Origin of the sequence: Methylobacterium sp. W2, assembly GCF_020662345.1 — a bacterium.
GTDB lineage: Bacteria > Pseudomonadota > Alphaproteobacteria > Rhizobiales > Beijerinckiaceae > Methylobacterium.
Genome location: NZ_VMOA01000008.1, coordinates 38,564 through 60,996, shown reverse-complemented (window position 1 = coordinate 60,996; position 22,433 = coordinate 38,564). Strand labels below are relative to the sequence as shown.

22 protein-coding genes are annotated in these 22,433 nt (G+C 68.9%); 7 read left to right on the top strand and 15 right to left on the bottom strand.

The annotated features are described in order from the left end of the window. The first annotated feature begins 95 nt into the window (after positions 1–95). Positions 96–533 carry a DUF3429 domain-containing protein gene (locus FPV16_RS06320; RefSeq protein WP_227437138.1) on the top strand — a complete coding sequence of 146 codons (438 nt, stop codon included), beginning with the start codon at positions 96–98 and terminating at the stop codon, positions 531–533. Between the two features lie 4 nt (positions 534–537). Here the strand turns inward: FPV16_RS06320 and FPV16_RS06315 are convergent, their stop codons facing one another. After that, positions 538–2,004 (bottom strand): FAD-dependent monooxygenase, encoded by a 1,467-nt coding sequence (locus tag FPV16_RS06315; protein ID WP_227437136.1) that lies wholly within the window; start codon positions 2,002–2,004, stop codon positions 538–540. A 597-nt stretch (positions 2,005–2,601) separates the two neighbouring features. On the opposite strand from FPV16_RS06315, the gene FPV16_RS06310 reads away from it, so the two are divergent. Next, positions 2,602–2,901, top strand: coding sequence for a hypothetical protein (locus FPV16_RS06310; protein WP_227437134.1), 300 nt, complete (start codon positions 2,602–2,604; stop codon positions 2,899–2,901). A gap of 26 nt (positions 2,902–2,927) precedes the next feature. Here FPV16_RS06310 and pdeM read toward each other — a convergent pair whose 3' ends face one another. From pdeM to FPV16_RS06295, 3 genes are read right to left on the bottom strand one after another with little or no spacing between them, the layout of a single operon-like run. Next, complete coding sequence (gene pdeM, locus FPV16_RS06305; RefSeq protein ID WP_227437132.1) at positions 2,928–3,641, bottom strand: ligase-associated DNA damage response endonuclease PdeM; 714 nt, start codon at positions 3,639–3,641, stop codon at positions 2,928–2,930. Between the two features lie 43 nt (positions 3,642–3,684). After that, positions 3,685–6,327 (bottom strand): ligase-associated DNA damage response DEXH box helicase, encoded by a 2,643-nt coding sequence (locus tag FPV16_RS06300; protein ID WP_227437130.1) that lies wholly within the window; start codon positions 6,325–6,327, stop codon positions 3,685–3,687. A gap of 6 nt (positions 6,328–6,333) precedes the next feature. After that, positions 6,334–7,296, bottom strand: a complete 963-nt coding sequence (locus FPV16_RS06295) for an alpha/beta hydrolase (RefSeq protein WP_227437128.1) — start codon at positions 7,294–7,296, stop codon at positions 6,334–6,336. Positions 7,297–7,548: 252 nt separating this feature from the next. Here FPV16_RS06295 and FPV16_RS06290 point away from each other — a divergent pair, with 252 nt between their 5' ends. Continuing rightward, the gene (locus tag FPV16_RS06290; RefSeq protein ID WP_227437125.1) at positions 7,549–7,896 is read left to right on the top strand and encodes a DUF6460 domain-containing protein; all 348 of its coding nucleotides are present in this window, start codon (positions 7,549–7,551) and stop codon (positions 7,894–7,896) included. An 86-nt stretch (positions 7,897–7,982) separates the two neighbouring features. On the opposite strand, the gene FPV16_RS06285 is transcribed toward FPV16_RS06290, so the two are convergent. The 5 genes from FPV16_RS06285 to FPV16_RS06265 form a co-directional block, all read right to left on the bottom strand. Continuing rightward, complete coding sequence (locus FPV16_RS06285) at positions 7,983–8,654, bottom strand: L,D-transpeptidase (RefSeq protein ID WP_227437123.1); 672 nt, start codon at positions 8,652–8,654, stop codon at positions 7,983–7,985. 263 nt (positions 8,655–8,917) lie between these two features. After that, positions 8,918–9,778 (bottom strand): carboxylating nicotinate-nucleotide diphosphorylase, encoded by an 861-nt coding sequence (nadC, locus tag FPV16_RS06280; RefSeq protein ID WP_227437121.1) that lies wholly within the window; start codon positions 9,776–9,778, stop codon positions 8,918–8,920. 55 nt (positions 9,779–9,833) lie between these two features. Next, a complete protein-coding gene (locus tag FPV16_RS06275; RefSeq protein ID WP_227437119.1) occupies positions 9,834–11,375 on the bottom strand; it encodes an L-aspartate oxidase in 1,542 nt (513 codons plus the stop codon). Continuing rightward, a complete protein-coding gene (gene nadA, locus FPV16_RS06270) occupies positions 11,372–12,382 on the bottom strand; it encodes a quinolinate synthase NadA (RefSeq protein WP_227437117.1) in 1,011 nt (336 codons plus the stop codon). The genes FPV16_RS06275 and nadA overlap by 4 nt, the downstream gene beginning before the upstream one ends. A gap of 193 nt (positions 12,383–12,575) precedes the next feature. Then, the gene (locus FPV16_RS06265) at positions 12,576–13,388 is read right to left on the bottom strand and encodes an aminotransferase class IV family protein (RefSeq protein ID WP_227437115.1); all 813 of its coding nucleotides are present in this window, start codon (positions 13,386–13,388) and stop codon (positions 12,576–12,578) included. A 76-nt stretch (positions 13,389–13,464) separates the two neighbouring features. Here FPV16_RS06265 and FPV16_RS06260 point away from each other — a divergent pair, with 76 nt between their 5' ends. Further along, on the top strand, positions 13,465–13,809 hold the full coding sequence (locus FPV16_RS06260; RefSeq protein ID WP_227437112.1) for a MerR family transcriptional regulator: 345 nt from the start codon (positions 13,465–13,467) through the stop codon (positions 13,807–13,809). A gap of 45 nt (positions 13,810–13,854) precedes the next feature. Here FPV16_RS06260 and FPV16_RS06255 read toward each other — a convergent pair whose 3' ends face one another. Both FPV16_RS06255 and FPV16_RS06250 read right to left on the bottom strand, forming a co-directional pair. Next, entirely contained in the window at positions 13,855–14,856 is a 1,002-nt protein-coding gene (locus FPV16_RS06255; protein ID WP_227437110.1) for an NUDIX hydrolase, read from the bottom strand. A gap of 83 nt (positions 14,857–14,939) precedes the next feature. Continuing rightward, positions 14,940–15,512, bottom strand: coding sequence for a sugar O-acetyltransferase (locus tag FPV16_RS06250; protein WP_227437107.1), 573 nt, complete (start codon positions 15,510–15,512; stop codon positions 14,940–14,942). 206 nt (positions 15,513–15,718) lie between these two features. Between FPV16_RS06250 and thiE the strand changes: the two genes are divergently transcribed. From thiE to FPV16_RS06235, 3 genes are all read left to right on the top strand, one after another. Next, on the top strand, positions 15,719–16,429 hold the full coding sequence (thiE, locus tag FPV16_RS06245; protein WP_227437105.1) for a thiamine phosphate synthase: 711 nt from the start codon (positions 15,719–15,721) through the stop codon (positions 16,427–16,429). A 129-nt stretch (positions 16,430–16,558) separates the two neighbouring features. Then, a complete protein-coding gene (gene thiD / locus FPV16_RS06240; RefSeq protein WP_227437103.1) occupies positions 16,559–17,365 on the top strand; it encodes a bifunctional hydroxymethylpyrimidine kinase/phosphomethylpyrimidine kinase in 807 nt (268 codons plus the stop codon). A gap of 106 nt (positions 17,366–17,471) precedes the next feature. After that, on the top strand, positions 17,472–18,101 hold the full coding sequence (locus FPV16_RS06235) for a helix-turn-helix domain-containing protein (protein WP_227437101.1): 630 nt from the start codon (positions 17,472–17,474) through the stop codon (positions 18,099–18,101). Between the two features lie 25 nt (positions 18,102–18,126). On the opposite strand, the gene FPV16_RS06230 is transcribed toward FPV16_RS06235, so the two are convergent. The 4 genes from FPV16_RS06230 to FPV16_RS06215 form a co-directional block, all read right to left on the bottom strand. Then, on the bottom strand, positions 18,127–18,705 hold the full coding sequence (locus FPV16_RS06230) for an ABC-type transport auxiliary lipoprotein family protein (RefSeq protein WP_227437099.1): 579 nt from the start codon (positions 18,703–18,705) through the stop codon (positions 18,127–18,129). 109 nt (positions 18,706–18,814) lie between these two features. After that, positions 18,815–19,897, bottom strand: a complete 1,083-nt coding sequence (locus FPV16_RS06225; RefSeq protein WP_227437096.1) for an MlaD family protein — start codon at positions 19,895–19,897, stop codon at positions 18,815–18,817. Between the two features lie 488 nt (positions 19,898–20,385). Continuing rightward, a complete protein-coding gene (locus FPV16_RS06220; protein ID WP_227437094.1) occupies positions 20,386–21,204 on the bottom strand; it encodes an ABC transporter ATP-binding protein in 819 nt (272 codons plus the stop codon). 14 nt (positions 21,205–21,218) lie between these two features. Then, positions 21,219–22,388 carry an ABC transporter permease gene (locus tag FPV16_RS06215; protein ID WP_227437092.1) on the bottom strand — a complete coding sequence of 390 codons (1,170 nt, stop codon included), beginning with the start codon at positions 22,386–22,388 and terminating at the stop codon, positions 21,219–21,221. Between the last annotated feature and the right edge of the window lie 45 nt (positions 22,389–22,433).

The following is a 22,433-nucleotide window of genomic DNA, read 5'->3' as shown; positions in this document are numbered from 1 at the left end:
GTCGGGTCGGCGTTTCGGGCCGTCGCAACCGTGTATATGATCGAATGCGATGCGATCCTGCCTCCCGGATCGCGGATAACGGAGCCGGAGATTTGATGGCGCGTGTGACGCCCATACCAACGTCAGCCCTCGTTCTCGGCGTCGCCGGCCTCATTCCCTTTCTGGGGTTCGCGGTTCTCTCCCTGAGCGGCAGCGATGGCGGCCTCGGCAATGTCGGGCTCGCGCCGCGCACCATCCTCTCCACCTACGGTGCGGTCATCGCCTCGTTCCTCGGCGGCATTCGCTGGGGTGCGGCCGCGTCCAGCGATGCGGGCGGACGCGACTACGTCATCGCCATCCTGCCCTCCCTCATCGCCTGGGCGGCGCTCGCCTGTCCCGTGCCGTGGGACCTGCGCGTGCTCGGCCTGCTCGTCCTCGGCTGGGGTTTCGTCGATCTCGACCTCGTCCGGCGCGGCCTCGTTCCGAGCTGGCTCGGGCGCCTGCGGCTCGTCCTGTCGGTCGTGGCCGGCTGCGCCCTGCTGATCGCGGCGTGAGGATTCAGGGCCGGTCGGGGTTCAGCCGCGCGAGATAGCTCCTGGCCGCGTCCCATGACCCGCTCGCCCCCGAATAGCCGACATAGCCGTCGGGCCGGATGAGGATCAGCCGGTCGCCGTCCGGCGGACGTCGCGGCGTCGGCTCGACGAGGGCGGGAAACCGCGCGGCGAAGCCCGCGCCCCGTTCCGTATCCGCCGCGTAGAGGACGAAGAGCGGCACCGATCCGGAGCCGGGGGGCTTTCCGTCATCCTGGGCCGGTGCCCAGCGCATCCCGGCCTCCGGGCCGTGCGAGAGCGGGCTGTCGCCATAGGCGATCTCCACTTCGCTCATCGTGGCAGCCAGCTTGTCCTGCACGGCGTGGAATCCGAGCATGAACCGGATCGCGAGGTTGCGCATGCCCTGCGCCACGGGGTTGGACAGGGTCCCCATGTCGGTGAGCCGCCGGGCGTTCCGCAGCACCTGATCGCCCACGGCGTTGCGCTCGGGGCTATAGCTGTCGAGGAGCGAGGGGGCGGCCTGCCCCCGCTGCACCATCGCCAGTTTCCAGGCGAGGTTGATGGCGTCCTGCATGCCGGTATTCATGCCCTGGCCACCAGCCGGGCTATGGATATGCGCCGCGTCCCCGGCCAGGACCGCGCGCCCCCGCGCATAATGCGAGACCTTGCGCTCGTTGATGCGGAAATGCGTGAGCCAGACCGGATCGGCGACACGGAAGCCGCCCGCCCGCCGGTCCGCCAGGGCCTGCACCTCATCGAGGGTCGGGTCCGGGCGTGGATGCGCTGGATCGGTCTTGCCGACCTGCGCAATCACCCGCGCGCGGCCGCCGGGGATCGGGAAGACGACGAGCGGCCCGTCCCGGTGGAGATAGGTCGCGATCTCGTCGCCGGGCGGTGCGCCGTCGCCCTCCACGCGGATGTCGGCGAGGAGCCAATCGTCCCCCTGCGCCTCGCCCGCGAAGGCGAGATCGAGTCCGTGCCGCACGGTGCTGTGGGCGCCGTCGCAGCCGATCAGCCAGGAGGCGGACACGGTCTCCTCGGCACCGTCCGCATGGCGCAGCGTCGCCTCGACGTGGTCGTCGCCTTGTCTGAAGTTCACGAGCTCCACCTCGCGCTCCACCGCGATGCCAAAGGTGGCGAGATGGTTGATCAGCAGGCGCTCGGTCTCCCGCTGCGGGATCATGAGGGCGAAGTTGTAGGCGCTGTCGATCGCCTGGAACCGGGCATGGCCGAGGATGCTGCCGGCGCTGCGCAGGGTCGCCCCGTGGGCGCGCAGGCCGGCATCGAGGAAGGCCTGCTTGCAGCCCATCCGGTCCATGAGTTCGAGGGTGCGCGCCCAGACCACGAGCGCCTTCGAGGTCTGCGTCGGCCGCGGGCTCTTGTCGATCAGGCGAAGGCCGATGCCGTATCGGGCGAGTTCGGCGGCAAGGGTGAGGCCGACCGGGCCGGCTCCGACGATGAGCGCTTGAAGCATGACCGTGCCCTGTCTCCGCTGCGATTCGTACTCACCGCCACTGTATCGGAGATTCGATCACACTCGGTGAGATAGACCTCCCTGGCTGGAAGGATGGGGCGATAACCATTCCGGGCGGGTGGCAGCGATGGATTCCAAGACGACCGCGTGCTTGCTTCTAATCGTTTGCGGATTAGCCTCCCTGAATGCGGCCCTGCTGGTCGCGTTCGTCCTCGGCCGGCTGCTCTCTTGATCCGAAACACGACCTCATCCTGAGGCGCCGCGAAGCGGCCTCCAAGGAGGGCTCCAGCAACTCGCCGGGCGAACTGGAAGCCTCCTTCGAGGCCTCCGCTACGCTACGGCACTTCAGGATGAGGGGGGTGGTTGGGATGGTCCATTCCCGACGGATCATCGCCCGACGCATCCGTTCGAAGACGCTCTCAAAACGGGGAATGCCCATTCATCCCGGCATCGATGGCCGGGCAGGATTTGCCGCGCGGGACGCTGCAGCGGCGATGGAATTATCCTAAACCCCTGATAGGGAACGATATTTTTCGTTGCGACCGGCGGCTGCGTTCTTGCAATGCAGGCGTGTGTCGCTGGGAAAGTCGTGCCGCCATGTCCATCGGTCTCAACGGACTATCCGCCCCGGCAGCGAGCTACCCCGTCCGTGAGACATCGTCCGGATCGAAGGACGCGTCGGTGAAGGACGACTTCCTGAAATATGCCAAGATGACGCCCGCCGAGAAGATCCGCGAACAGATCCTCAAGAAGATGGGCCTCACGGAGGAAGCGTTGGCCGGCCTGCCGCAGAAGGAACTCGACAAGATCAACCAGGCGATCAAGGAGAAGATCGAGGAACTGGTGAAGCAAGGCCGGGAGACAATCGTCGGAGCCTTCGCCGACATCAAGGTCTGACGGGACGGCCCCCTGTCAACCGGCGTTCAGTCCCGCGCCAGCATCGCCTTGCCGATGGCGAAGACCCGGCCGTCCCCCAGGAGATGCGCGGTGAAGCCGGTTGGAAACAGCGGATCGAAGGCCGGGTTGCGCACGTTGAGGCCGCCCGCATAGGCGCCGAACGCCGGCATCACCAGACGCTTCCCGTCGGTGACGAAGCAGCGGCGCCGAACCGCGCGGCCGCGCATGGCGACCTTGCCGCAGGGATGCAGATGGCCGGCGATCTCGCCTTCCGGCGCCTCCGGCGACGGCTCGTGCCGCAGGGTGAGCCCACCCAGGGCCAGCGTCTCGGCATAGCGCCCGCCGACGCCCTCCGACACCGCATGGTCGTGGTTGCCGGCGATCCAGACCCAGTCCCGGCCTTCCTGCAGGGCGGCGATCATGGCGCGGTCGCCGGGCTCCATCCGCTCGGGGCCGCGCGCATCATGGAAGGAATCGCCGAGCGCCACGACGCAGGCCGGATCGAAGCGGGCTACCGCCTCGTGCAGGCAGGCCAGGGTCTCGCGGGTATCGTAGGGCGGCAGGAACTGGCCCGAGCGCGCGGCAAAGGCCGAGCCCTTTTCCAGATGCAGGTCGGAGACGATCAGGGTCCGGTGAGCCGCGAGCCACAGCCCACCGCAGAGGTCGAGGGTGAGGGCTTCGCCGGCCAGCGTCAGGCCGGGGGTCTTGATGGTCCGTTCGAGTTTCTGGCCAAGCGCCAAGATCGCATCCTCTAATCCGGGGAAGGGGCGCGTCACCGAATCGTCACCCGAGCGCCTCTTCGAGAAGCTGCGCCTCGGCTTCCGCTAGGATCTCGTCCGCGCCCTCGCCGTAGACCTTCTCACGCCCGATTTCGAGCATGACGGAGACGGAGAGCGGCGAGACGCGATTCAGCGCCTTGTGGGTGATTCGCCCCTGGATGCGCCTCAACATCATGCCGAGGCGGGCCACGTCGAGGAGTCCGGTTGCCGCATCCTGCCGCGCGGCGCGCAGAAGCAGGTGGTCGGGCTGGTGCTTGCGCAGCACGTCGTAGACGAGATCGGTGGACATGGTGACCTGGCGCCCGGTCTTCTTCTGGCCGGGATGGCGCCGCTCGATCAGACCGGCGATGACGGCGCATTGGCGGAAAGTGCGCTTCATCATCGAGGATTCGTCGAGCCACGCTTCGAGATCGTCGCCGAGCATGTCCTGGGCGAACAATTCGGCCAGGAAACCGGGCTCGCGGGCGATGGCCTCGCTCACGTCGCGGGTCATCCAGACGGCGATGCCGTAATCGTTGGCGGCAAAACCGAGCGGACGCAGGCGGGCGCGCTCCATGCGCCGGGTGAGGAGCATTCCCAGGGTCTGGTGGGCGAGGCGGCCCTCGAACGGGAACGCCGTGAGGTAGTGGCGGCCGCCACGCGGAAACGTTTCCACCAGCAAACCCTCGGGGCCGGGCAGGATCGAGCGCTGGCGCTGGAGCAGCAGGTAATCCGCCACCTGTTTCGGCAGCCGGTCCCATTCGAACGGATCGGCGATGAGGGCGCGGACGCGGGCGGCGAGGAAGGTGGAGAGCGGGAACTTCGCCCCGGCATAGGACGGGATCGCCGGGTCGGTGCCGGGTCCCGCCCGCGTCGCCAGGGCCTCGTCCTCGGACAGGCCCTCGAAGCGCAGCACCTCGCCGGCGAAGAGGAAGGTATCGCCCGGCGTCAGGGTATCGGCGAAATCCTCCTCGATCTCCCCGAGCACCCGGCCGCCCTTGGGCAGGATGGCGCCGGGCTTGCCGCGCACCCCGCGGCCGAGGCGCACCTTCACCTTGGCGGATTCAACGATGGTGCCGACATTCATTCGGTATTGCTGGGCGATCCGCGCATCGCGCACCCGCCACAGGCCGTCCGGCCCGCGCAGGATCTTGGCGAAACGCTCGTAGGCGCGCAGCGCGTAGCCGCCGGTGGCGACGTAATCGACCACCGCCTCGAAATCCTCCCAGGACAGGGTGGCGTAGGGCGCCGCCGAGACGATCTCGTCGTAGAGCCGCACGGGGTCGAACGCGTCGGCGCAGGCCATGCCGAGGACGTGCTGGGCGAGGACGTCCGGTGCGCCGAGGCGGGCGTCGGGGGTGTCCTGGGCCGCCGCTTCGACCGCGTCGAGGGCCGCCTGGCATTCGAGGATCTCGAAGCGGTTGCCGGGGACGAGATAGGCTTTCGACGGCTCGTCCATGCGGTGGTTGGCGCGCCCGATCCGCTGCATGATCCGGCTCGCCCCCTTTGGCGCGCCGATATTCACCACGAGGTCGACATCGCCCCAATCGATGCCGAGATCGAGGGTGGCGGTGCAGACGATGGCCCGCAACTGTCCCGCCGCCATGGCCGCCTCCACCCGCCGCCGCTGGCTGGCGTCGAGGGAGCCGTGATGGAGCGCGATCGGCAGCGAGGCCTCGTTGATCCGCCACAATTCCTGGAAGGTGTACTCGGCCTGGAGCCGGGTGTTGACGAAGACCAGCACCGTGCGGTGCGCCTGGATCAGGTCGTAGATCGCGGGCATCGCCTGGCTGGCGGTATGGCCAGCGAGCGGCAGGGTCAGGCCGGTATCGAGGAGGTGCAGGTCGGGTGCCGCGCCGCCTTTCACCACGACGAGATCGGCCATGGGCGTCGGCTCGGGCGCCACCGCATCGTGGACGCTACGGCGCTCCCTCTCCTGGAAGGAGAGGGTTGGGGTGAGGTGTGTGACCTCTCCGGACAATCCACACACCTCACCCTGTCCCTCTCCTTCCAGGAAAGGGGACCCGCGTTCTTCCGTCGAACGTGAGCGTTGCGGCACGAGATACCGCCGCAAATCATCCGGCTCGCGCACCGTCGCGGACAGCCCGATGGCGGTGAGGTTCGGGCTGAGGCGATGCAGCCGCGCCAGCCCGAGCGACAGCAGATCGCCCCGCTTCGACGTGACCAGCGCATGCAGCTCATCGAGCACGACGCAAGAGAGGCCGACGAACAGCTCCGTCGCCTCGCGATGGGCGATGAGCAGGGCGAGCTGTTCCGGCGTCGTCAGCAGGATGTCGGGCGGTCGCTCGATCTGGCGCGTGCGCTTGTGCGAGGGGGTGTCGCCGGTGCGGGTCTCGACCCGGATCGGCAGGCCCATCTCGGCGATCGGCGCTTCGAGGTTGCGGGCGATGTCGACGGCGAGCGCCTTGAGCGGCGAGATGTAGAGGGTGTGGAGCCCCCGCGCTTTTCGCGATGGCGCGCGCTCGGACAGGGCGACGAGGCTCGGCAGGAAGCCCGCCAGCGTCTTGCCGGCCCCCGTCGGCGCCACGAGCAGGGCCGAGCGCCCGTCGCCGACGATGCTAAGCAGCTCGATCTGGTGTGGCCGGGGTGCCCATCCGCGCGAGGCGAACCAGGCCTCGAACCGCGCGGGGAGGGAGCCTTCAGGCAAGAGTCATCAGGCCAGAGCCATCAGGAACCGGTCGATCAGTTCGAGGGCGCGCTCGGTCATGGCGCCGGGATAGCGCACGAAGACGTGGCAGCCGCCGGGATAGATGGCGGTGTGGCCGCCATTGCCGGCCGCCGCCCAGCGCGACGACATGTAGAGCGTGTCGTCGAGCAGCGGATCGTGCGTGCCCACCGAGAACAGGGCCGGGGGCAGGCCCTTCAGGTCGGCATAGAGCGGCGACACGTCGGGGCGGCGCCGGTCGATGCCGTCGCGCACGTAGTCGTTGGCGAAGGTGGTGAGGTCCTGGGTGTTCACCACGAGGCGGGTGTCGCCCCAATTGCGCACGCTCGGCGTCAGGCCGAGATCGAAGAAGCCGGCATTGAGGTTGGCGCCGCGAAAGGCGCGGGGCAGGTTGTGCCGGTCGCGCAGGCGCAGGAGCGTCATCACGGCAAGATGCGCGCCCGCCGATTCCCCGCCGATGGTGAGCGCCGAGATGCCGAACTCAGCCTTGCCCGGGCCGGCGAGCCACAGGGCCGCCGCTTCGCAATCCTCCAGCGCCGCCGGATAGGGATGTTCGGGGGCGAGGCGGTACTCGACGGAGAGACAGACGAAGCCGCAGGCATCGGCGATCCGCTCGAGCCACGGATCCTGCTCGTCGGCGGCGCCCCAGACCCAGCCGCCGCGGTGTATGTGGAGATAGGCGCCGCGCAGCTTCTTCCACTTCCGGGCATCGGGGCGGATCAGCCTGAGCGAGAGCGGCCCGTCGGGGCCGTCGATGATCACTGTCTCGGCGCGGGCGCTGCGGGGCATCGCGGGCGAGGCCTGGGTACCCTGGCGGCGGCGGGCGCGGACCTCGGAGATGGGGATCGACCACGGATCGGCCTGTGCCGCATGGGCCGCGACGATCTCGGCGTTCAGGCGGTGCGTTTCCGGATCGATCGTCGCCGGGTCGAAGAGGGCGTGGTCGATCATGGAACGGTTCGTCTCATCCAGGGTGGGGCCGAAGCGGCATTCGGGCGGGCGCGTCGAATGTGGGCGAAGCCCGCACCGATGCCAGTCGCCGTGCCGGCGCGAAACGGCCTAACGCCCCAATGGACAGACGGTTTCGTTCGGGTGTGTCGCATCGGTCACGCTTCCGCCGGGTTCGCCGGCTTCAGAGAAGCCGATGAGGCCCCATATGTCCGAGAGAGTTCAGCCGTCGGACCACGGCCAGAGGATGACAGCATGATCGTCGACAACGACCCGCGCCGACAGGGACCCTACCAGGGCCGTCCCCCCGTCGGGAGTGGCTATTCCGATGGAGAGCCACGTTCGGCCGTGCGGCGCTTCCTCGGCGGTTCACCCATGGCGGTCCTGGTGAAGCTGCTGTTCCTGTCGGTCCTCGTCGGCGCCATCATGGCGACGTTGGGCGTCACGCCCGGCCTGCTGTTCTGGCACATCTACGATGCGGGCCGCGCGCTCATCGATCTCGGCTTCGAGACCTTCCACGATTTCGGTCGCTGGATCCTGGCCGGCGCCGTGGTGGTGGTGCCGCTCTGGCTGTTGTCGCGGTTCCTGTCGGTGTCGAAATAGGCACGACGGACCGCACTCTTCCGAGACACACGAAAAAGGCCGGCGTTTCCGCCGGCCTTTCTTAATTCGAAGCCTGTCGAAGACGATCAGCGCTGGACGATGACCTTCGCGCCGACCTTGGCGCGGGTGTAGAGGTCGGCGACATCGTCGTTGGTCATGCGGATGCAGCCCGATGAGACGGCGGTGCCGATCGTTTCCGGCTCGTTGGAGCCGTGGATGCGGTAGATCGAGCCGCCGAGATACATGGCGCGGGCGCCGAGCGGGTTCTCCATGCCGCCCTTCATGAAGCGCGGCAGGTCTGGGCGGCGGCGCAGCATCTCGGCCGGGGGACGCCAATCGGGCCATTCGCGCTTCATCGTGATGGTCTGGGTGCCGCCCCAGGTGAAGCCGGGACGACCGACTCCGACGCCGTAGCGCAGGGCCTGACCGCCGCCGAGCACGTAGTACAACCGGCGCTCGGCCGTGGAGACGACGATGGTGCCCGGCGCGAAGTTGCCCGCATAGGCGACCTGCTCGCGCTGGATCGCCGACATCTGCGGCACGGCCGAGGCCATCGGGTCGGCCGGGTTGAGGGAGGCGTTGGCGGTGGGCACCGCCACGACGGCAGCGGCGGGCTCCGCCTGCGGACGCACGCGCAGCACCAGCGCGTTGTCCAGGGGCTGGCGGGTGAGGGGGTCGATTTCATAGGCGGCGGCGGGCGAGGCCCAGACACCAACCATGCAGGCGAGCCCGGACAGGGCGGGGGCGATACGGCGCATCAAAGCCTCTCGAAGGCAGGCGAAACGTTGGGGAAACACGGTCGGTAACGCGACGCAGGATACCGTTTTCCGATCGCCAAGACGTAAACGCTGCCGCCCCAAAGCCAAGCTGAATTCGCGATGAAGCGATGGTTGTGGCCGGGTCGTGACTCCGTGGCCACAGTGTGGCGGCTTAGCCGTAGGAGAGGGATTAATGCCGCGCTCGGCGATCCGGCGCGGAACCTTTCACGATGGCCACGCAGCGGCGCTCGGGGTCGCGGACGCTACGCCGCGTCGAGGCCGAGATCGATGATCGGCGCGCTGTGGGTGATCCAGCCGCTGGAAATTAGGTCGACGCCCGAGGCGGCGATGGCGCCCACGGTGTCGCGGTTGATCCGGCCCGAGGCCTCGGCGATGGCGCGCCCGTCGATCATCCGCACGGCTTCGCGCAGCTGGTCCGGGCTCATGTTGTCGAGGAGGACGGCGTCGGCGCGGACCGACAGCGCTTCGGCCAGTTGGTCCAGCGTATCGACCTCGATCTCGATCTTCACAAGGTGCCCGGAATAGGCCCGCGCCCGCTCGATGGCCGGAACGATCCCGCCCGCCACGACGATGTGGTTGTCCTTGATGAGCACGGCGTCGTCGAGGCCGTACCGGTGGTTGGAACCGCCCCCGGCCCGCACGGCATGCTTCTCCAGGGAGCGCAGGCCCGGCGTGGTCTTGCGGGTGCAGACGATCCGCGCCTTGCCGTGCGGCCGGGCCGCGTCCACGAGGCCGGCGGTGGCGGTGGCCACGCCGGACATCCGGCACAGGAGGTTCAGCGCCACGCGCTCGGCGGTGAGGATGGCGCGGGCCGGCCCGTCGAGCCGGATCACCACGTCACCGGGCGAGACCCGCGCGCCGTCGCCCCGTTCGACGATGACCGACACGGCCGGGTCGATCAGCGCGAAGGCGATGATGGCCGCGTCGACGCCGGAGATGACCCCATCCTGCCGGGCCGCGATGACGCCGGAAAGCCGCGCATCGGCGGGCACGATCGCATCGGTGGTGATGTCGCCGGCCCGGCCGAGATCTTCCAGCAAAGCCGCGCGGACGATCGGCTCCACGAGGAGACGGGGGAGGGGGACGAGGCGGGCATCGCTCATGGGGTCGCTCGTAAGATGGTCGTTGGAAGGGGGCCGACGGTCCCGGTCGTCCGATCTAAACCGGAGCGGCCACATCGGCCGAGGCGGTCTCCGCGATCCGCCAGACTTCGGCGAGCGTCACCTCGCTATGCCGGGCAGGGGCCTGCTCCGGGTGGTCGCTGCGCCAATGGGCGCCTCGGCTCTCGAGGCGGGACAGGGCCGAGGTCGCCACCATCAACCCGGTGAGGGCGGTGTCCGAGCCCTGCTTTGCTGCCGGTGCCAGACGGCGCAGGGCCTCGGTGAGGCCATCGGCGTCGCGCACCACCCCGACTTGGGCTTCCATGACCCGGCGGAGCCCGGCGTGATCGGTTTCGCCGCGTTTGCGCGGCTCGGCCGTTACTGCCGGACCGGGGGCGGGGGTGGACGCGATGCCCTCGGCGATCCAGGGGGCGAAGGCCATCGCCTCGAGGAGTGAGTTGCTGGCGAGGCGGTTGGCGCCGTGCAGGCCGGTGGAGGCGACCTCGCCGCAGGCGAACAGGCCGGGCACGGTGCTGGCGCCGGTGCCGTCCACCTTGATGCCGCCCATGTGGTAATGCGCCGCCGGCCGCACGGGGATCGCCTGGCGCTGCGGGTCGATGCCGGAGGCGGCGCAGAGGCCGGCCACGGTGGGAAACCGCGTCGCCATGCGCGCGCCAAGGGCACCACGGCAATCGAGGAAGACTTCGGTGCCGCGCCGCCGCACCTGGAAGAGTGCCCGGGCGACCACGTCGCGGGGGGCGAGATCGCCCCCGGCGATGCCCGCCATCACCGGCTCGCCCTCGCTGTCGATCAGCCGCGCGCCCTCGCCGCGTAGGGCTTCGGTGGCGAGCGGCATCGGGTCCAGCCCCACCGAGATGGCGGTGGGGTGGAATTGCACGAACTCCATGTCGCGCAAGGTCGCCCCGGCGCGCGCCGCCAGCGCCAGACCCCGGCCGGTGGCGCCGCGCGGGTTGGTGGTGGAGGCGTAGAGGGAGCCGAGCCCGCCGGTGGCGAGCACGACCGACCGCGCGGCGACGCGCACCGTGGCACCGTCGCGCTCGCAGACAAGGCCGGCGACGGCGCCGCTCTCGTCCTGCATCAGGCCGCGCACGGTGGCGACCAAGATCTCGATGGAGGGCGTCCGCGCCACCGCCTTCAGCAGCGTGTCGAGCACCATCCGCCCGGTGGAATCGCCGCCCGCCCGAACGATGCGGCGACGGGAATGCGCCGCTTCGAGGCCGAGCGCCAGGGCGCCGGCGGCGTCCCGGTCGAACGGCGCGCCGAGGCCGACGAGCCAGTCGATTAGACCGGGGCCGGCTTGCGCCACCCGCAGGGCGACGGCCGGGTCGGTGAGGCCGGCGCCGGCGGCTTCGGTGTCCGCCGCATGAAGTGCCGCGGCATCGTCCTCGGCCATGGCGGCGGCGATGCCGCCCTGCGCCCAGCCCGTCGCCGTGCCGCTGCCGAGAGGGGCGGCGGTGACGAGGGTGACCGGGCGGGGGCTGAGCCGCAATGCCGTGGCGAGACCGGCGACGCCGGCCCCGACGACGATCACGCAGTCCGAGCCGGGGAGGGTGAAGGAGAGCGGGGAATGCGCGTTCATCGCGGACGCACCGCGAGCATGCGCTCCACCGCCGCGCGGGCGCGCTCGGCGAGGTCCGGCTCCACCGTCACCTCGTGGGTGAGAGTCTCCAGCGCATGGCGGATGTTCCGGAGCGACATCCGCTTCATGTGCGGGCACAGGTTGCAGGGCTTGATGAACTCGATATCCGGGTTGGCGGCGGCGATGTTGTCGCCCATGGAGCACTCGGTCACGAGCACCACCTGACGCGGCCGCTTCTCGGTGACGAAGTTCATCATCATCGCGGTCGACCCCGAGAAATCGGAGGCCGCCACCACGTCGGGCGGGCATTCGGGATGGGCGATGACAGTGACGCCGGGATAGCTCTCGCGCACCTCGTCGATATCGGCGGGGGTGAACTGCTCGTGTACCTCGCAATGGCCGGCCCAGGTGAGAATCTCGACCTCGGGCACCAGGACCTGGACGTTCTGCGCCAGGAACTCGTCGGGGATCATCAGGACGCGCGGCGCATTGAGCGAGCGCACCACGTCCACCGCGTTGCCGGAGGTGCAGCACACGTCCGATTCCGCCTTCACCGCGGCGGAGGTGTTGACGTAGGTCACGATCGGCACGCCGGGATATTTTTCGCGAAGCCCTCGCACGTCGGCGGCGGTGATCGAGTCGGCGAGCGAACACCCGGCCCGCATGTCGGGGATCAGGAAGGTCTTGCCCGGATTGAGGAGCTTGGCCGTCTCCGCCATGAAATGCACGCCGGCCAGCACGATCACGTCGGCATCCACGTTGATCGCCTCGCGGGCCAGCGCCAGGCTGTCGCCGACGATGTCCGACACCGTGTGGAAGATCTCGGGCGCCTGATAATTATGGGCGAGAATCACCGCGTTGCGGCTCTTCTTCAGCTCCAGGATCGCCGCGACGTCATCGGCCAAGGCCGGCCATTCGATGGCCGGAACGTGCCGGCTCACGCGGGCGTAGATTTCGGGCAGAGGCAGGGTCGAAACCCGGTCGATCGGGAAACTCGTGGCCGCCATGGACGCGTCCTCATATATGCTCAATCTGAGCATTGTGCCGACTAACGTAGGCGCGCGAGTTACGCTTGTCCAGATATGCTGAGCCTGAGCATATTCATTTTGCATTGCGATATTGCGCGAACGTCAGGGGCAGCCACCGCCCTCCCTCGCGGTCGAGCGCGCGGGTTCCCGACCCAGCGCGAGAGAGGGACGTTCAGACGACGAGCGCCGGCTCGGTCCGATAGGCCCGATGTAGCAGGGCGATGAGTTCGCCGGATCGCGGCAGGGTGCTGGTGGCGATGGACGCGACAGCGATTCCCGGCGTCCAGGAATTCATCGCGACGGCTCCGGCAAACTCGCTGAGTCCGTCCGCCGGTATGACCGCGTCGCGCTGCGGGACACCGAGGGCGGTCAATCGCCGGCGGAGGATCCCCATCGTGACCCCGGCGAGGATGTCGGCCTGCGGCCATGTCACGGTCGCACCGTCCCAGAAGGCCAGGTTCCAGATCGTCGCTTCGCCGATCCGTCCCTGATGATCGACGAACGCGGCATCATCGAAGCCCTGCCGGGCGGCCTCGCGCAGGAAGTAGGTTTTTGCCGACTCTCCCACGTGCTTGAGCTCCGGACGCCAGCGCTCATGGGGCGTGAGGGCCAGTTTCAGCGGCCCGGCGGGGCCGTCGCTCGGCGGAAAGGTCCGGACCAGGATCGAGCATTCATCGGGTGCATCGCCGACGCGGAACTCTCCGCTACGCGAAAACACTGTCGCGGTGAGCGACAGGTCACCGGGTGCGTCCGCGATGGCGATCCGAAGCGCCTCTCTTATGCGCTCCTCCGGGATGACGCTGCCGAACAGCGCTCCCGACCCGTCGCGAAGGCGCTCCAGATGGAGGTCCAGTCCCCTGACGCGTCGGTCGCGGACCTGCATAGCGGTAAAATGCGCGAAGCCGGCAAAGGCGAGGGGGGCGAGGTCGGAGGCCGTGGCGATCTGCCCGTCGATCCAGGCACGGGTGGCGAAGACGTCTGTCATGAAACACGCTCTCGACTGGTTTCCATCGAAGAGCGTCAGCCTTAATCCGTGACAGCACTGTTAGGGTCAACGGCCGATGCGGATCGGGACGCTATCGAAGCGCACGGGCGTCAGCGTGCGCATGCTGCGCTATTACGAAGGGGAGGGGCTGCTCGCGCCGGAGCGCACCGGCGCCGGGTATCGCGATTACACGCCGCTCGACGAGGACATTGTCCGGCGGATGAGGACGCTCGGGGCGGCCGGGATGACGTTGCCGGTCATCCGCAACTTCCTGCCCTGCGCGCTCGCCGGGCGCGGCGCATTCGAACCCTGCGACGAGCTTCGGCAGACGTTGCGCCGACACATCGAGCAGGTGGACGAGCGCATCACCGAACTGGCTGAGAGCCGCAGCCTGCTGGAATCGATCCTGGCCACGATGTAGGCCCGGCGGGCCATTGCCGCATCGCCGAGGCCGAAACGCGATGCGTCAGGACGACCGCCGCGACGGGGTCAGCCGGAACCCCGGCGCCGGGCGCTCCAACAGCACTTCCCGGCGGAAACGGACGAGGCGGGCGGGCCGGCCGGCGGCGCCGCTGGTGACTTCGTCGGTCTCCTCCACCAGTCCCTGCTGCGCCACGAGGCGGCGGAAATTCTGCTTGTGGAGATTGGCGCCCGACAGGGCTTCCACCGTGCGCTGCAACTGGAACAGTGTGAAGGTCGGCGGCATCAGCTCGAACACCACGGGGCGATACTTGATCTTCCCGCGCAGCCGGCCGATCGCCGTGGCGAGCACCCGGCGGTGGTCGAAGGTCATGGGGCGCCCCGTCGTGGCGATATCCGTGGCGTGTGCCTCGCCGGCCTGCCCCTGTGCTTCAGGGATCAGCCCGGCCTCGAACAGGAGTTCGTAGCGTTCAAGCACGCGCTCCTCGTTCCAGGCCCCGCCGCCGATGCCGAAAGTCAGGCCGAGCCTGTCTTCCCGCCGGCGCCTGATCTTGGAATCCACCGCCCCGGCGGCCCAGGCCAGGAGCTTGGCCTCAATGCCGTCCAGGGTCTCCGGCCGGCCCGCGCGCCAATCCTCCCAGGGCAGAAAGGCATACCAATTGTGCCACGACGCGTCGGGGAGGGCGGCCGAGCGCATCTCGCGCACGAGGGCGAGGTAGGCCACGGACAGGGAGTGGAGGCCGCCCGAATCGTCGCCCTGCCGGTCGCGGTCGCCGAAGGTGTAGAGCTGCTCCACATAGCCGAGGCGCTGCTGCGTCTGGCGTTCCACCCAGGCGCGCAGGCCGCGCTCCAGGGTCGGGTGCTCCGGAACGAGGGGGCCTGCCGGCAACCCGGTCTCGCGGCCCGTGGCCTGGCCCGGGACCCGCACCGTGAGGGCGCGCGGTTCGCCGTCCGTCGCCGCGACGATGACGGCGACGAGCCCGACCGCCGACGGATTGGGAAGCGCACCGGTCGCCTCCACCGCAAACCCGTCCTGCGCCCTCGTCACCTGTTCGACTCCCCGGTCCGCGAATGGGCCGTCATGGCAGATTGCGTGCCGGAATCAACGCGCGACAGGGTGCACGCGTCGCCTCACGCCCTGGCGGGCACCGGCCGGGCCGGGTTGCCGACGACCGTGGCGCCGGGCGCCACGTCGCGGGTGACGACGGCGCCGGCCCCGATGATCGCATGGTCGCCCACCGTGACGCCGGGCAGGATCAGCGCGCCGCCGCCGATCCAGACGTTGCGGCCGATGGCGATGGGCCGCGCGAATTCCAGCCCGGCCTCGCGCGCCTCCGCCTCGCGGGGATGGTCCGCCGTGAGGATCTGGACGCCCGGCCCGATCTGCGTCCGGTCGCCGATCGTCACCGTGGTGCAATCGAGGATGATGCAGTTGAAGTTCAGGAAAACGTGGGCGCCGATGCTGATGTTGAAGCCGTAATCGCAATGGAACGGTGGCCGGATCACCGCCCCGTCGCCGACCCCCGCAAAAATTTCGCGTAGGAGAACCCGGCGCTCGTCGGCGGGGCGCCCGAGCATGGCATTGTAGCGCGCGAGCCAGACCTGGCAGGCGCGCAGGTCGGCACCGAGTTCCGCGTCGTCGGGGTGATAGAGGTCCCCCGCGATCATCTTCTGCTTCGGCGTGCGCCCGGCTTCGGTGGTCATGCCAGTCTCCGTGCTTCGTCGATGCGGGGAGTAGGCCGACGGGGCAGAGCCGGCAAGCGAGGCGGCGCGGATCGGCTTCCCGTGACACTGCCGCCCGCCTAAGCTGTGTCGCAGATTTTTATCGCAGAACCGGGGGCCACTTCTGCGAAACCTGCTTAGGATGCCGCCGCTCGAACCTGGGCGCTGCGGCTCATCGGAGGAACGACGTGATCGGACGCGACACCGCCTTGGGCTCGACCGTGCCGGTCGACGTGAGGCTCTACGGCATCCTCGACGTGGACGTCTGCGGCGATGACGGCGCCGACCTCGCCGAGATGGCGGCCGAGGCCGTAGCGGGCGGGTGCACCCTGCTTCAATACCGCGAAAAGTCCATCGAGAACGCGCGCGAGGCCCTGGAACGCATCCGCGCCATCCGTGCGGCCATTACGGGCACCGGGGTGCCGCTCCTCGTCAACGACCGCTGCGATCTCGCCTTGGCGGCCGAGGCCGAGGGCGTGCATCTCGGCCAGTCGGACCTGCACCCGGCGGAGGCGCGGCGCATTCTCGGCCCACGCTCCATCATCGGCCTGACCCTGAAAACCGCGGCCCAGGCGGACGAACTCTATCGCCTGCCCGTGGATTATGCCTGCATCGGCGGCGTGTTCGCCACCACCAGCAAGGACAATCCCGACCCACCCGTGGGGCTCGACGGGTTCACGCGCATCGCCTTCCGGGCGCGCCTCGCCCGAGGCACCGGCTTTCCCGTGGGGGCGATCGCCGGGATCGACGGCAGCAACGCCGCGTCCGTCATCGCGGCGGGGGCCGACGGCATCGCCCTGATCTCTGCGCTGTTTTCCGCCGAAGAGGTGGAGGCCCGCGCCAGGGACCTGCGCTTCCGGGTGGATTCGGCCCTCACGGCGAGGGGCGCGGGTCGATAGGCCCCGGCCTAAGCGGGTCGCCGGTGAAATTCTCTAAGTCCCTGTTCTAAAATCATTTTCATTGGGGCCGGATTTCCTCGTTCCGGACGATGGTTTAGGGTTGCCGCAACGCAAGGGACGAGACACGCCATGACACCCATCGCCGTCACCATAGCGGGCTCCGATTCCAGCGGCGGCGCCGGTATCCAGGCCGACCTGAAGACCTTCGCGGCCCTCAAGGTCTACGGCGCCAGTGTCATCACCGCGCTCACGGCGCAGAACACCCTGGGCGTCCAGGCCATTCACGACGTGCCCGCCGAGTTCATCGCCGCCCAGATCGACAGCGTGTTCTCCGATCTCGCCGTCAAGGCGGTGAAGATCGGCATGCTGTCGAAGCCCGCGGTGATCGAGGCGGTGGCCGCCGGGCTCAGCCGCCACGCCTCCCGCATCCCGATCGTCCTCGACCCAGTCATGGTGGCCACGAGCGGCGACCGCCTCATCTCGGACGAGGCGGTGGAGGCCATGCGCCGCCACCTCCTGCCCCTGGCCGATCTGGTGACGCCGAACCTTCCCGAGGCCGCCACCCTGATCGAGGCCCCCGTGGCGAAGAGCGAGAACGAGGCCGTGGTGCAGGGGCGCAAGCTCCTGGCAATGGGCGCCCGCGCCGTCCTCATCAAGGGCGGTCATGCCGAGGGCACCGAGAGCGTCGACCACCTCATGAGTGCCGACGGGACGCTGCGGCGCTTCGCGTCGGCCCGCGTCGAGACCCGCAACACGCACGGCACCGGCTGCACCCTGTCCTCGGCCGTGGCGGCGGGCCTGGCACGCGGCCTGCCCCTGACGGAGGCGGTCGCCCAGGCCAAACGCTACGTCACCGCCGCCATCGCCGCATCCGGTTCCGTGAGCGTGGGGCGAGGACACGGGCCGGTCCATCATTTCCACGCCCTTTGGCACTGAGACGACGGAGAAGTTGGCGCGCCTCGCCTTGCATCGGATGCTTGATTGCGTTTGAAGTACCGCACGATCGTTCGATGTACGGAACGGCGCGATAGGTTCTCGGACAATGCAAGATCAGGCGACGACGCCCGAACGGGGGCGGCAGCGGGACATCCTGAGCGGGGCACAGGTTCTCTCGGGCCAGCTCGGCAAGACCATCCAGCGGCTGCGCAAGGCCTACAACCTCTCGCTCTCCGAACTCGCCGAGCAGTCCGGCGTCGCGAAATCGATCATCAGCCAGATCGAGCGCAACGAGACCAACCCGACCCTGGCGACGATCTGGCGCCTGAGCCAGGCCCTCGACGTGTCCATCGAGCGGGTGCTGGCCACCAGTGACGAGGAGCCCTTCATCGAGAAGACCTCCCGCGCCGACACGCCGATCCTGCTCTCGGACGACGGCAAGATCCGCCTCGCCATCGTCGGCTGGATCAAGACGGTGGAATGGCTGCAATGGTACGAGGTTACGGCCGATCCCGGCGGCGTGCTTGATTCCGATCCGCACCAGCGCGGCTCGGTGGAATCCCTCACCGTCACCGAGGGCGTCCTCGAAGTGGAAGTGGCCGGCACGTTCCAGCGGGCGCGGGTGGGCGAGACGTTGCGCTACCGTTGCGACAGGCCGCACACGGTGCGCTGCGTCGGCACCGAGCCGGCCAAGGCGATCATGGTGGTGATCATGAAGGCCGCCGTGATGGAGTGAGCGCGCGACGCGCTCCTCCCCGGGCTCAATGCCCGGAATTCACCCAGCGGACCATGTCGGCGAGCACGATGCTGAGGGCGGCGTCGAGACCGACCGCGGCGCTGCCCGCCTCGATCTTGGCCACGGGCACCCGCGCGGTGAAGATGCGGGCGGCGACCACCTTGCCGGTGCCGTCGGCGATGAGCTTGGCCGAGACGTCCACCACGGCTTCGCCCGAGTTCGAGGCGATGTCGAAGGCGCGGATCTCGCTGATGAGCGCGTAATCGGCGACGATCTTGTCGCCCGGACGGCTCACCGATTTCAGGCGCCCGGAATTTTCGAGACTCTGGATCAGCCGCGTCTGGACCAGGCGCGGCAGGCGGTCGGCCCATTGGCCGCCGCCGAGGAACGACAGGGCGCCCCCGGCCTGACGCACGATGATGCGATCCTGCTCGAAGGGCTGCAGACCCACCGGCTCCGCCACCGAAATCGACCGTGCCGCCGCGCTCGGCCGGCCGGAACTCGGCAGGGCGGCAAGGTCGAAGGTCATGGGCGCGCCGCCGCCGCAACCGCCGAGCAGGGCGGACAGGCAGGCGAGCGCGAGGGCATGCGAGCGAAACGTCATCCGAAGGGCCTGGAAACCTGTGCAGTGCGGCAGGAAGCTCAACCGTAAACTACCGCAAAGCGGTTTCCGTGCCGTGATGTCGAACACATGAAGCCGGACAGCGCCGGGTTCAGCGACCACCGTTGTATTCCGGCAACGATGGCTTGCCGCCGAAGATGACCTGGGAGGGATCGCGTTCGAGGCTCTTCACCGTCCGGTTCAGGGTGTTGAGAGTGCGCTGGCCATCCGAGGACAGGGCCTCGACCTCGCGTCGTCCGGTCCCGCTGAGCTTGCTGAAGCTCGATGCGATGGTGGAGGTGCGCTTGTCGAGGTTCTCGGAGAGCGTGCGGAAGGCCTTGCCGGCGTCGCGCACCGAGATGGCCGCGTCGCGCACCTCGGCGAAGGTGCTGCTGCCGGTCTGGCCGGAGGCGGAGCCGAGGAAGCTCTCGGCACCCTTCAGCACGTTGTCCACCCGGTCGGCCGAGGCGTTGAGCTTGCCCGCCAGCGAGCGCGCATCCTTGACCGCGCCTTCGACGTCGGGACTGGCCGTGCTGAGCGCTGCCGAGAAGCGCTCGGCATTGTCGATGACGCGGTTGAGCTTCTGTCCGTCGATGGCCTTCACCAGCGAACTCACGGCGGGGCCCGCATCGTTGAGGGTCTTGGAGAACGATTCCACATTGGCGAGGGTGCGGGTGATGGCGCCCTCGTTGCCGGCCACCAGCTTGTCGAGGCGCTGGAGCATGTCGTCGGCGCGCTGGGCGATCTGCTTGGCCGCCGTCATCATGTCCTGGATGTCGGAACTGTCGGCAAAGATGGTCGGGGTCTGGTCGCCGGAGCCGGGCGTCAGGGCCGGGGCATCGGCGTTGCCGCCGGAGAGCGAGATCGTCGAGACGCCGGTGAGCATCGCCGAATCGAGGCGGGCGCGGGTGTCGGCGCGCAGGGGCGTGGTCCGGTCCACCTCCACCATGGCGACGACGCGGCGCGGATCCTGCGGCAGCAGGCGCACGTCCATCACCTCGCCGACCTTGATGCCGTTGAAGGCCACGGTGGAGCCCTTGGCGAGGCCGCCGACGCTGCCGGAGAAGACGATGCGCACGCCCTGCCGTTCCTGGCTGCGCGATCCGCCCTGGAGCCAGAACACGAAGCCGAAGGCGGCCACGACGACCGCGAGAGTGAAGGCGCCGACGAGGGCGTAGTTCGCACGAGTCTCCATTGGATCAGCGATACCTCGGCGTGGCGGGGCGAGTGCGGTGCGGGGACGCACGTGGTGCGCGAGGCCCGATCGATCGCTGCGCGATGTGGCGTTCGACGCCGGTCAGGCGCCGCGCGGGTTGGATGAGAGGCATGCCGGCCGATCGGCTCGGCGCGTATTCCCTCTCGGGAAACCCTCCTGGACAGACCGGTCCACTCAAAGGCCCTTCCGAAGGTTCGGACGAGTCGGCGTAGAGCACAACGCGGCTCCCTCTCCTGGAAGGAGAGGGCGGGGGTGAGGTGTGGTCCATCTCCGGAGAGGTCGCACACCTCACCCTGTCCCTCTCCTTCCAGGAGAGGGGACCCGAGCGGCCCGCGAATTGTGTGAGGACGGCAGGCTTGAACGATAAAGGGGGCGTGGCGTGTCCGCGACCGTCGCGGTCACGAACCCGGATCGGCATGAGACAGGCTCCGGTCCGACCGACCGGCGCTCGCATCACCGCTACAGCGTCAGGCGGTTGCATGCCGGGCTCCCTGCGGGACGATGGCCCGCGCGCGCTTGCCGTGGAAGTAGGAGCGCAGCCAGGGGTGGTCGCTCGCCAGCATGGCCTCGATCGGGCCCTGCGCGATGATCTGCCCGTCGCCGAGCGCCGCGATGCGGTCGCAGGCGGTGTAGAGACTGTCGAGGTCGTGGGTCACCATGAAGACGGTGAGGCCCAGTGTCTGCTTCAACGTCGCCACCAATTCGTCGAACTCGCCTGCGCCGATCGGGTCGAGCCCCGAGGTCGGCTCGTCGAGGAACAGGATCTCGGGGTCGAGGGCGAGCGAGCGGGCCAGAGCCGCGCGCTTGATCATGCCGCCCGAGAGTTCCGAGGGGAGCTTGTCGGCGGCATCGGGCTTCAGGCCCACCATCTCGATCTTGAGGCGGGCGAACTCGTCGAGCAGGCGCTCGGACAGGTTCAGGTGCTCGCGCATGGGCATCTGGATGTTCTGTTTGACCGTGAGCGCCGAGAACAGGGCGCCCTGCTGGAACAGCACGCCCCAGCGCTGCTCGATCTGCCGACGGCGGGCCATCGTGATCGCGTCGACGTCCTCGCCGAACACCTCGATCGTGCCCGAGCGCTTCGGCACGAGGCCGAGGATGGTCCGGGTGAGGACCGACTTGCCCTGTCCGGACGGACCGACGAAGCCGAGGATCTCGCCGCGATAGATGTCGAGGTTAAGGCCCTTCATCACGATCTTGTCGCCGAAGCCGACCACGAGATCGCGCACGCCGATAATGACGTCGCGGGCTGGGGCGCTGTCGAACCGCGCGGGGGGCGAAGACATGTGATTCACGGGCGTCAGAAATCGATGGCCGCGAAGAACACGGCGAACAGTCCATCCAGTACGATGACCATGAAGATAGACTTCACGACTGAGGCCGTGACGTGACGCCCGAGCGATTCCGCCGATCCTTCGACCGCGAAACCTTCGATCGTGGCGATGATCCCGATGATCAGCGCCATGAACGGCGCCTTGATCAGGCCGACCGCCACATGGTGGAACGACACGGCCGCCTGGAGCCGGGCCAGGAACGCGTCGATGGTCATGCCGCCGTAGAGCGAGGCGGTGAGGCCGCCTCCGGCGAGGGCCGCCAGCGAGGCGAGGAAGGCGAGGATCGGCAGGCCGATCACCAAAGCGAGGATGCGCGGGACGATGAGGATCTCGATGGGGTCGAGGCCCATCACCCGCAGGGCGTCCACCTCCTCGCGCATGCGCATGGAGCCGATCTCGGCGGTAAAGGCCGAGCCCGAGCGCCCGGCCACCATGATCGAGGTAAGGAGGACGCCGAGTTCGCGGAGGATGAGCAGGCCGATCAGGTTGACGACGAAGCTCTGCGCCCCGAAGCGCTGCAGCTGGAAGATGCCCTGCTGCGCGACGATGCCGCCCACGAGAAACGAGATCAGCATGATGATCGGCACGCCCCGGAAGGCGACCTGTTCGAGCTGGTTGACCAGGGCCGTGCCGCGAAAGGTGCTCGGCCGCGAGGCGACGCGGATGCAGGCCGTCACCACCTCGCCGAGGAAGGCGAGGCCGCTGACCATGTCCGATTTCGCGCCGACGACCCTGACCCCGAGATCGTGCAGGAAGCCGACGAGGCGTCCGCGTTTCGGCTTGCCGGCATAGCCGTCGTCGGGCAGCTTCATCTCGCCGAGCAGGATACGGTGCTCGGCCGAGGCGCCGGCATAGGCGAGACTCCCGCCGGACGCCTCGATCTCGCCGCGGGTCCGCTCCAGCACCCAGGCGCCGAGCGTATCGAGGCGGGCCACGTTGGAGAGATCGACGAGGATCGGAGCGCCGTCGGTGCGTCCCGCGATCTGCGCGGCGGCCTTCTCCACGGACGAGCCCTGATCCGCCGTCCAGCGGCCGCTCAGGACCACGCGTCCGCCCTCGCCGAGAATCGCGGCTTCGGCGGCATCTGGGTTCGGCTTGGCAGCAGCGTGGCGCACGAAGCGCGACTCCCGGTTCATGCTTTTAGAAAAAGCAGATCAAGGTTACGGAATGGTCAAGGTCCG

Coding starts and splice junctions, on each gene's coding strand:
- FPV16_RS06315 (WP_227437136.1), bottom strand. CDS start 2,004: ATGCTTCAAGCGCTCATCGTCGGAGCCGGCCCGGTCGGCCTCACCCTT.
- nadA (WP_227437117.1), bottom strand. CDS start 12,382: ATGGCGGCCACGAGTTTCCCGATCGACCGGGTTTCGACCCTGCCTCTG.
- FPV16_RS06285 (WP_227437123.1), bottom strand. CDS start 8,654: ATGCGCCGTATCGCCCCCGCCCTGTCCGGGCTCGCCTGCATGGTTGGT.
- FPV16_RS06260 (WP_227437112.1), top strand. CDS start 13,465: ATGCGGATCGGGACGCTATCGAAGCGCACGGGCGTCAGCGTGCGCATG.
- FPV16_RS06230 (WP_227437099.1), bottom strand. CDS start 18,705: ATGACGTTTCGCTCGCATGCCCTCGCGCTCGCCTGCCTGTCCGCCCTG.
- FPV16_RS06225 (WP_227437096.1), bottom strand. CDS start 19,897: ATGGAGACTCGTGCGAACTACGCCCTCGTCGGCGCCTTCACTCTCGCG.
- FPV16_RS06290 (WP_227437125.1), top strand. CDS start 7,549: ATGATCGTCGACAACGACCCGCGCCGACAGGGACCCTACCAGGGCCGT.
- FPV16_RS06250 (WP_227437107.1), bottom strand. CDS start 15,512: ATGACCACCGAAGCCGGGCGCACGCCGAAGCAGAAGATGATCGCGGGG.
- FPV16_RS06295 (WP_227437128.1), bottom strand. CDS start 7,296: ATGATCGACCACGCCCTCTTCGACCCGGCGACGATCGATCCGGAAACG.
- FPV16_RS06310 (WP_227437134.1), top strand. CDS start 2,602: ATGTCCATCGGTCTCAACGGACTATCCGCCCCGGCAGCGAGCTACCCC.
- FPV16_RS06265 (WP_227437115.1), bottom strand. CDS start 13,388: ATGACAGACGTCTTCGCCACCCGTGCCTGGATCGACGGGCAGATCGCC.
- FPV16_RS06235 (WP_227437101.1), top strand. CDS start 17,472: ATGCAAGATCAGGCGACGACGCCCGAACGGGGGCGGCAGCGGGACATC.
- FPV16_RS06320 (WP_227437138.1), top strand. CDS start 96: ATGGCGCGTGTGACGCCCATACCAACGTCAGCCCTCGTTCTCGGCGTC.
- FPV16_RS06220 (WP_227437094.1), bottom strand. CDS start 21,204: ATGTCTTCGCCCCCCGCGCGGTTCGACAGCGCCCCAGCCCGCGACGTC.
- thiD (WP_227437103.1), top strand. CDS start 16,559: ATGACACCCATCGCCGTCACCATAGCGGGCTCCGATTCCAGCGGCGGC.
- FPV16_RS06215 (WP_227437092.1), bottom strand. CDS start 22,388: ATGAACCGGGAGTCGCGCTTCGTGCGCCACGCTGCTGCCAAGCCGAAC.
- FPV16_RS06275 (WP_227437119.1), bottom strand. CDS start 11,375: ATGAACGCGCATTCCCCGCTCTCCTTCACCCTCCCCGGCTCGGACTGC.
- nadC (WP_227437121.1), bottom strand. CDS start 9,778: ATGAGCGATGCCCGCCTCGTCCCCCTCCCCCGTCTCCTCGTGGAGCCG.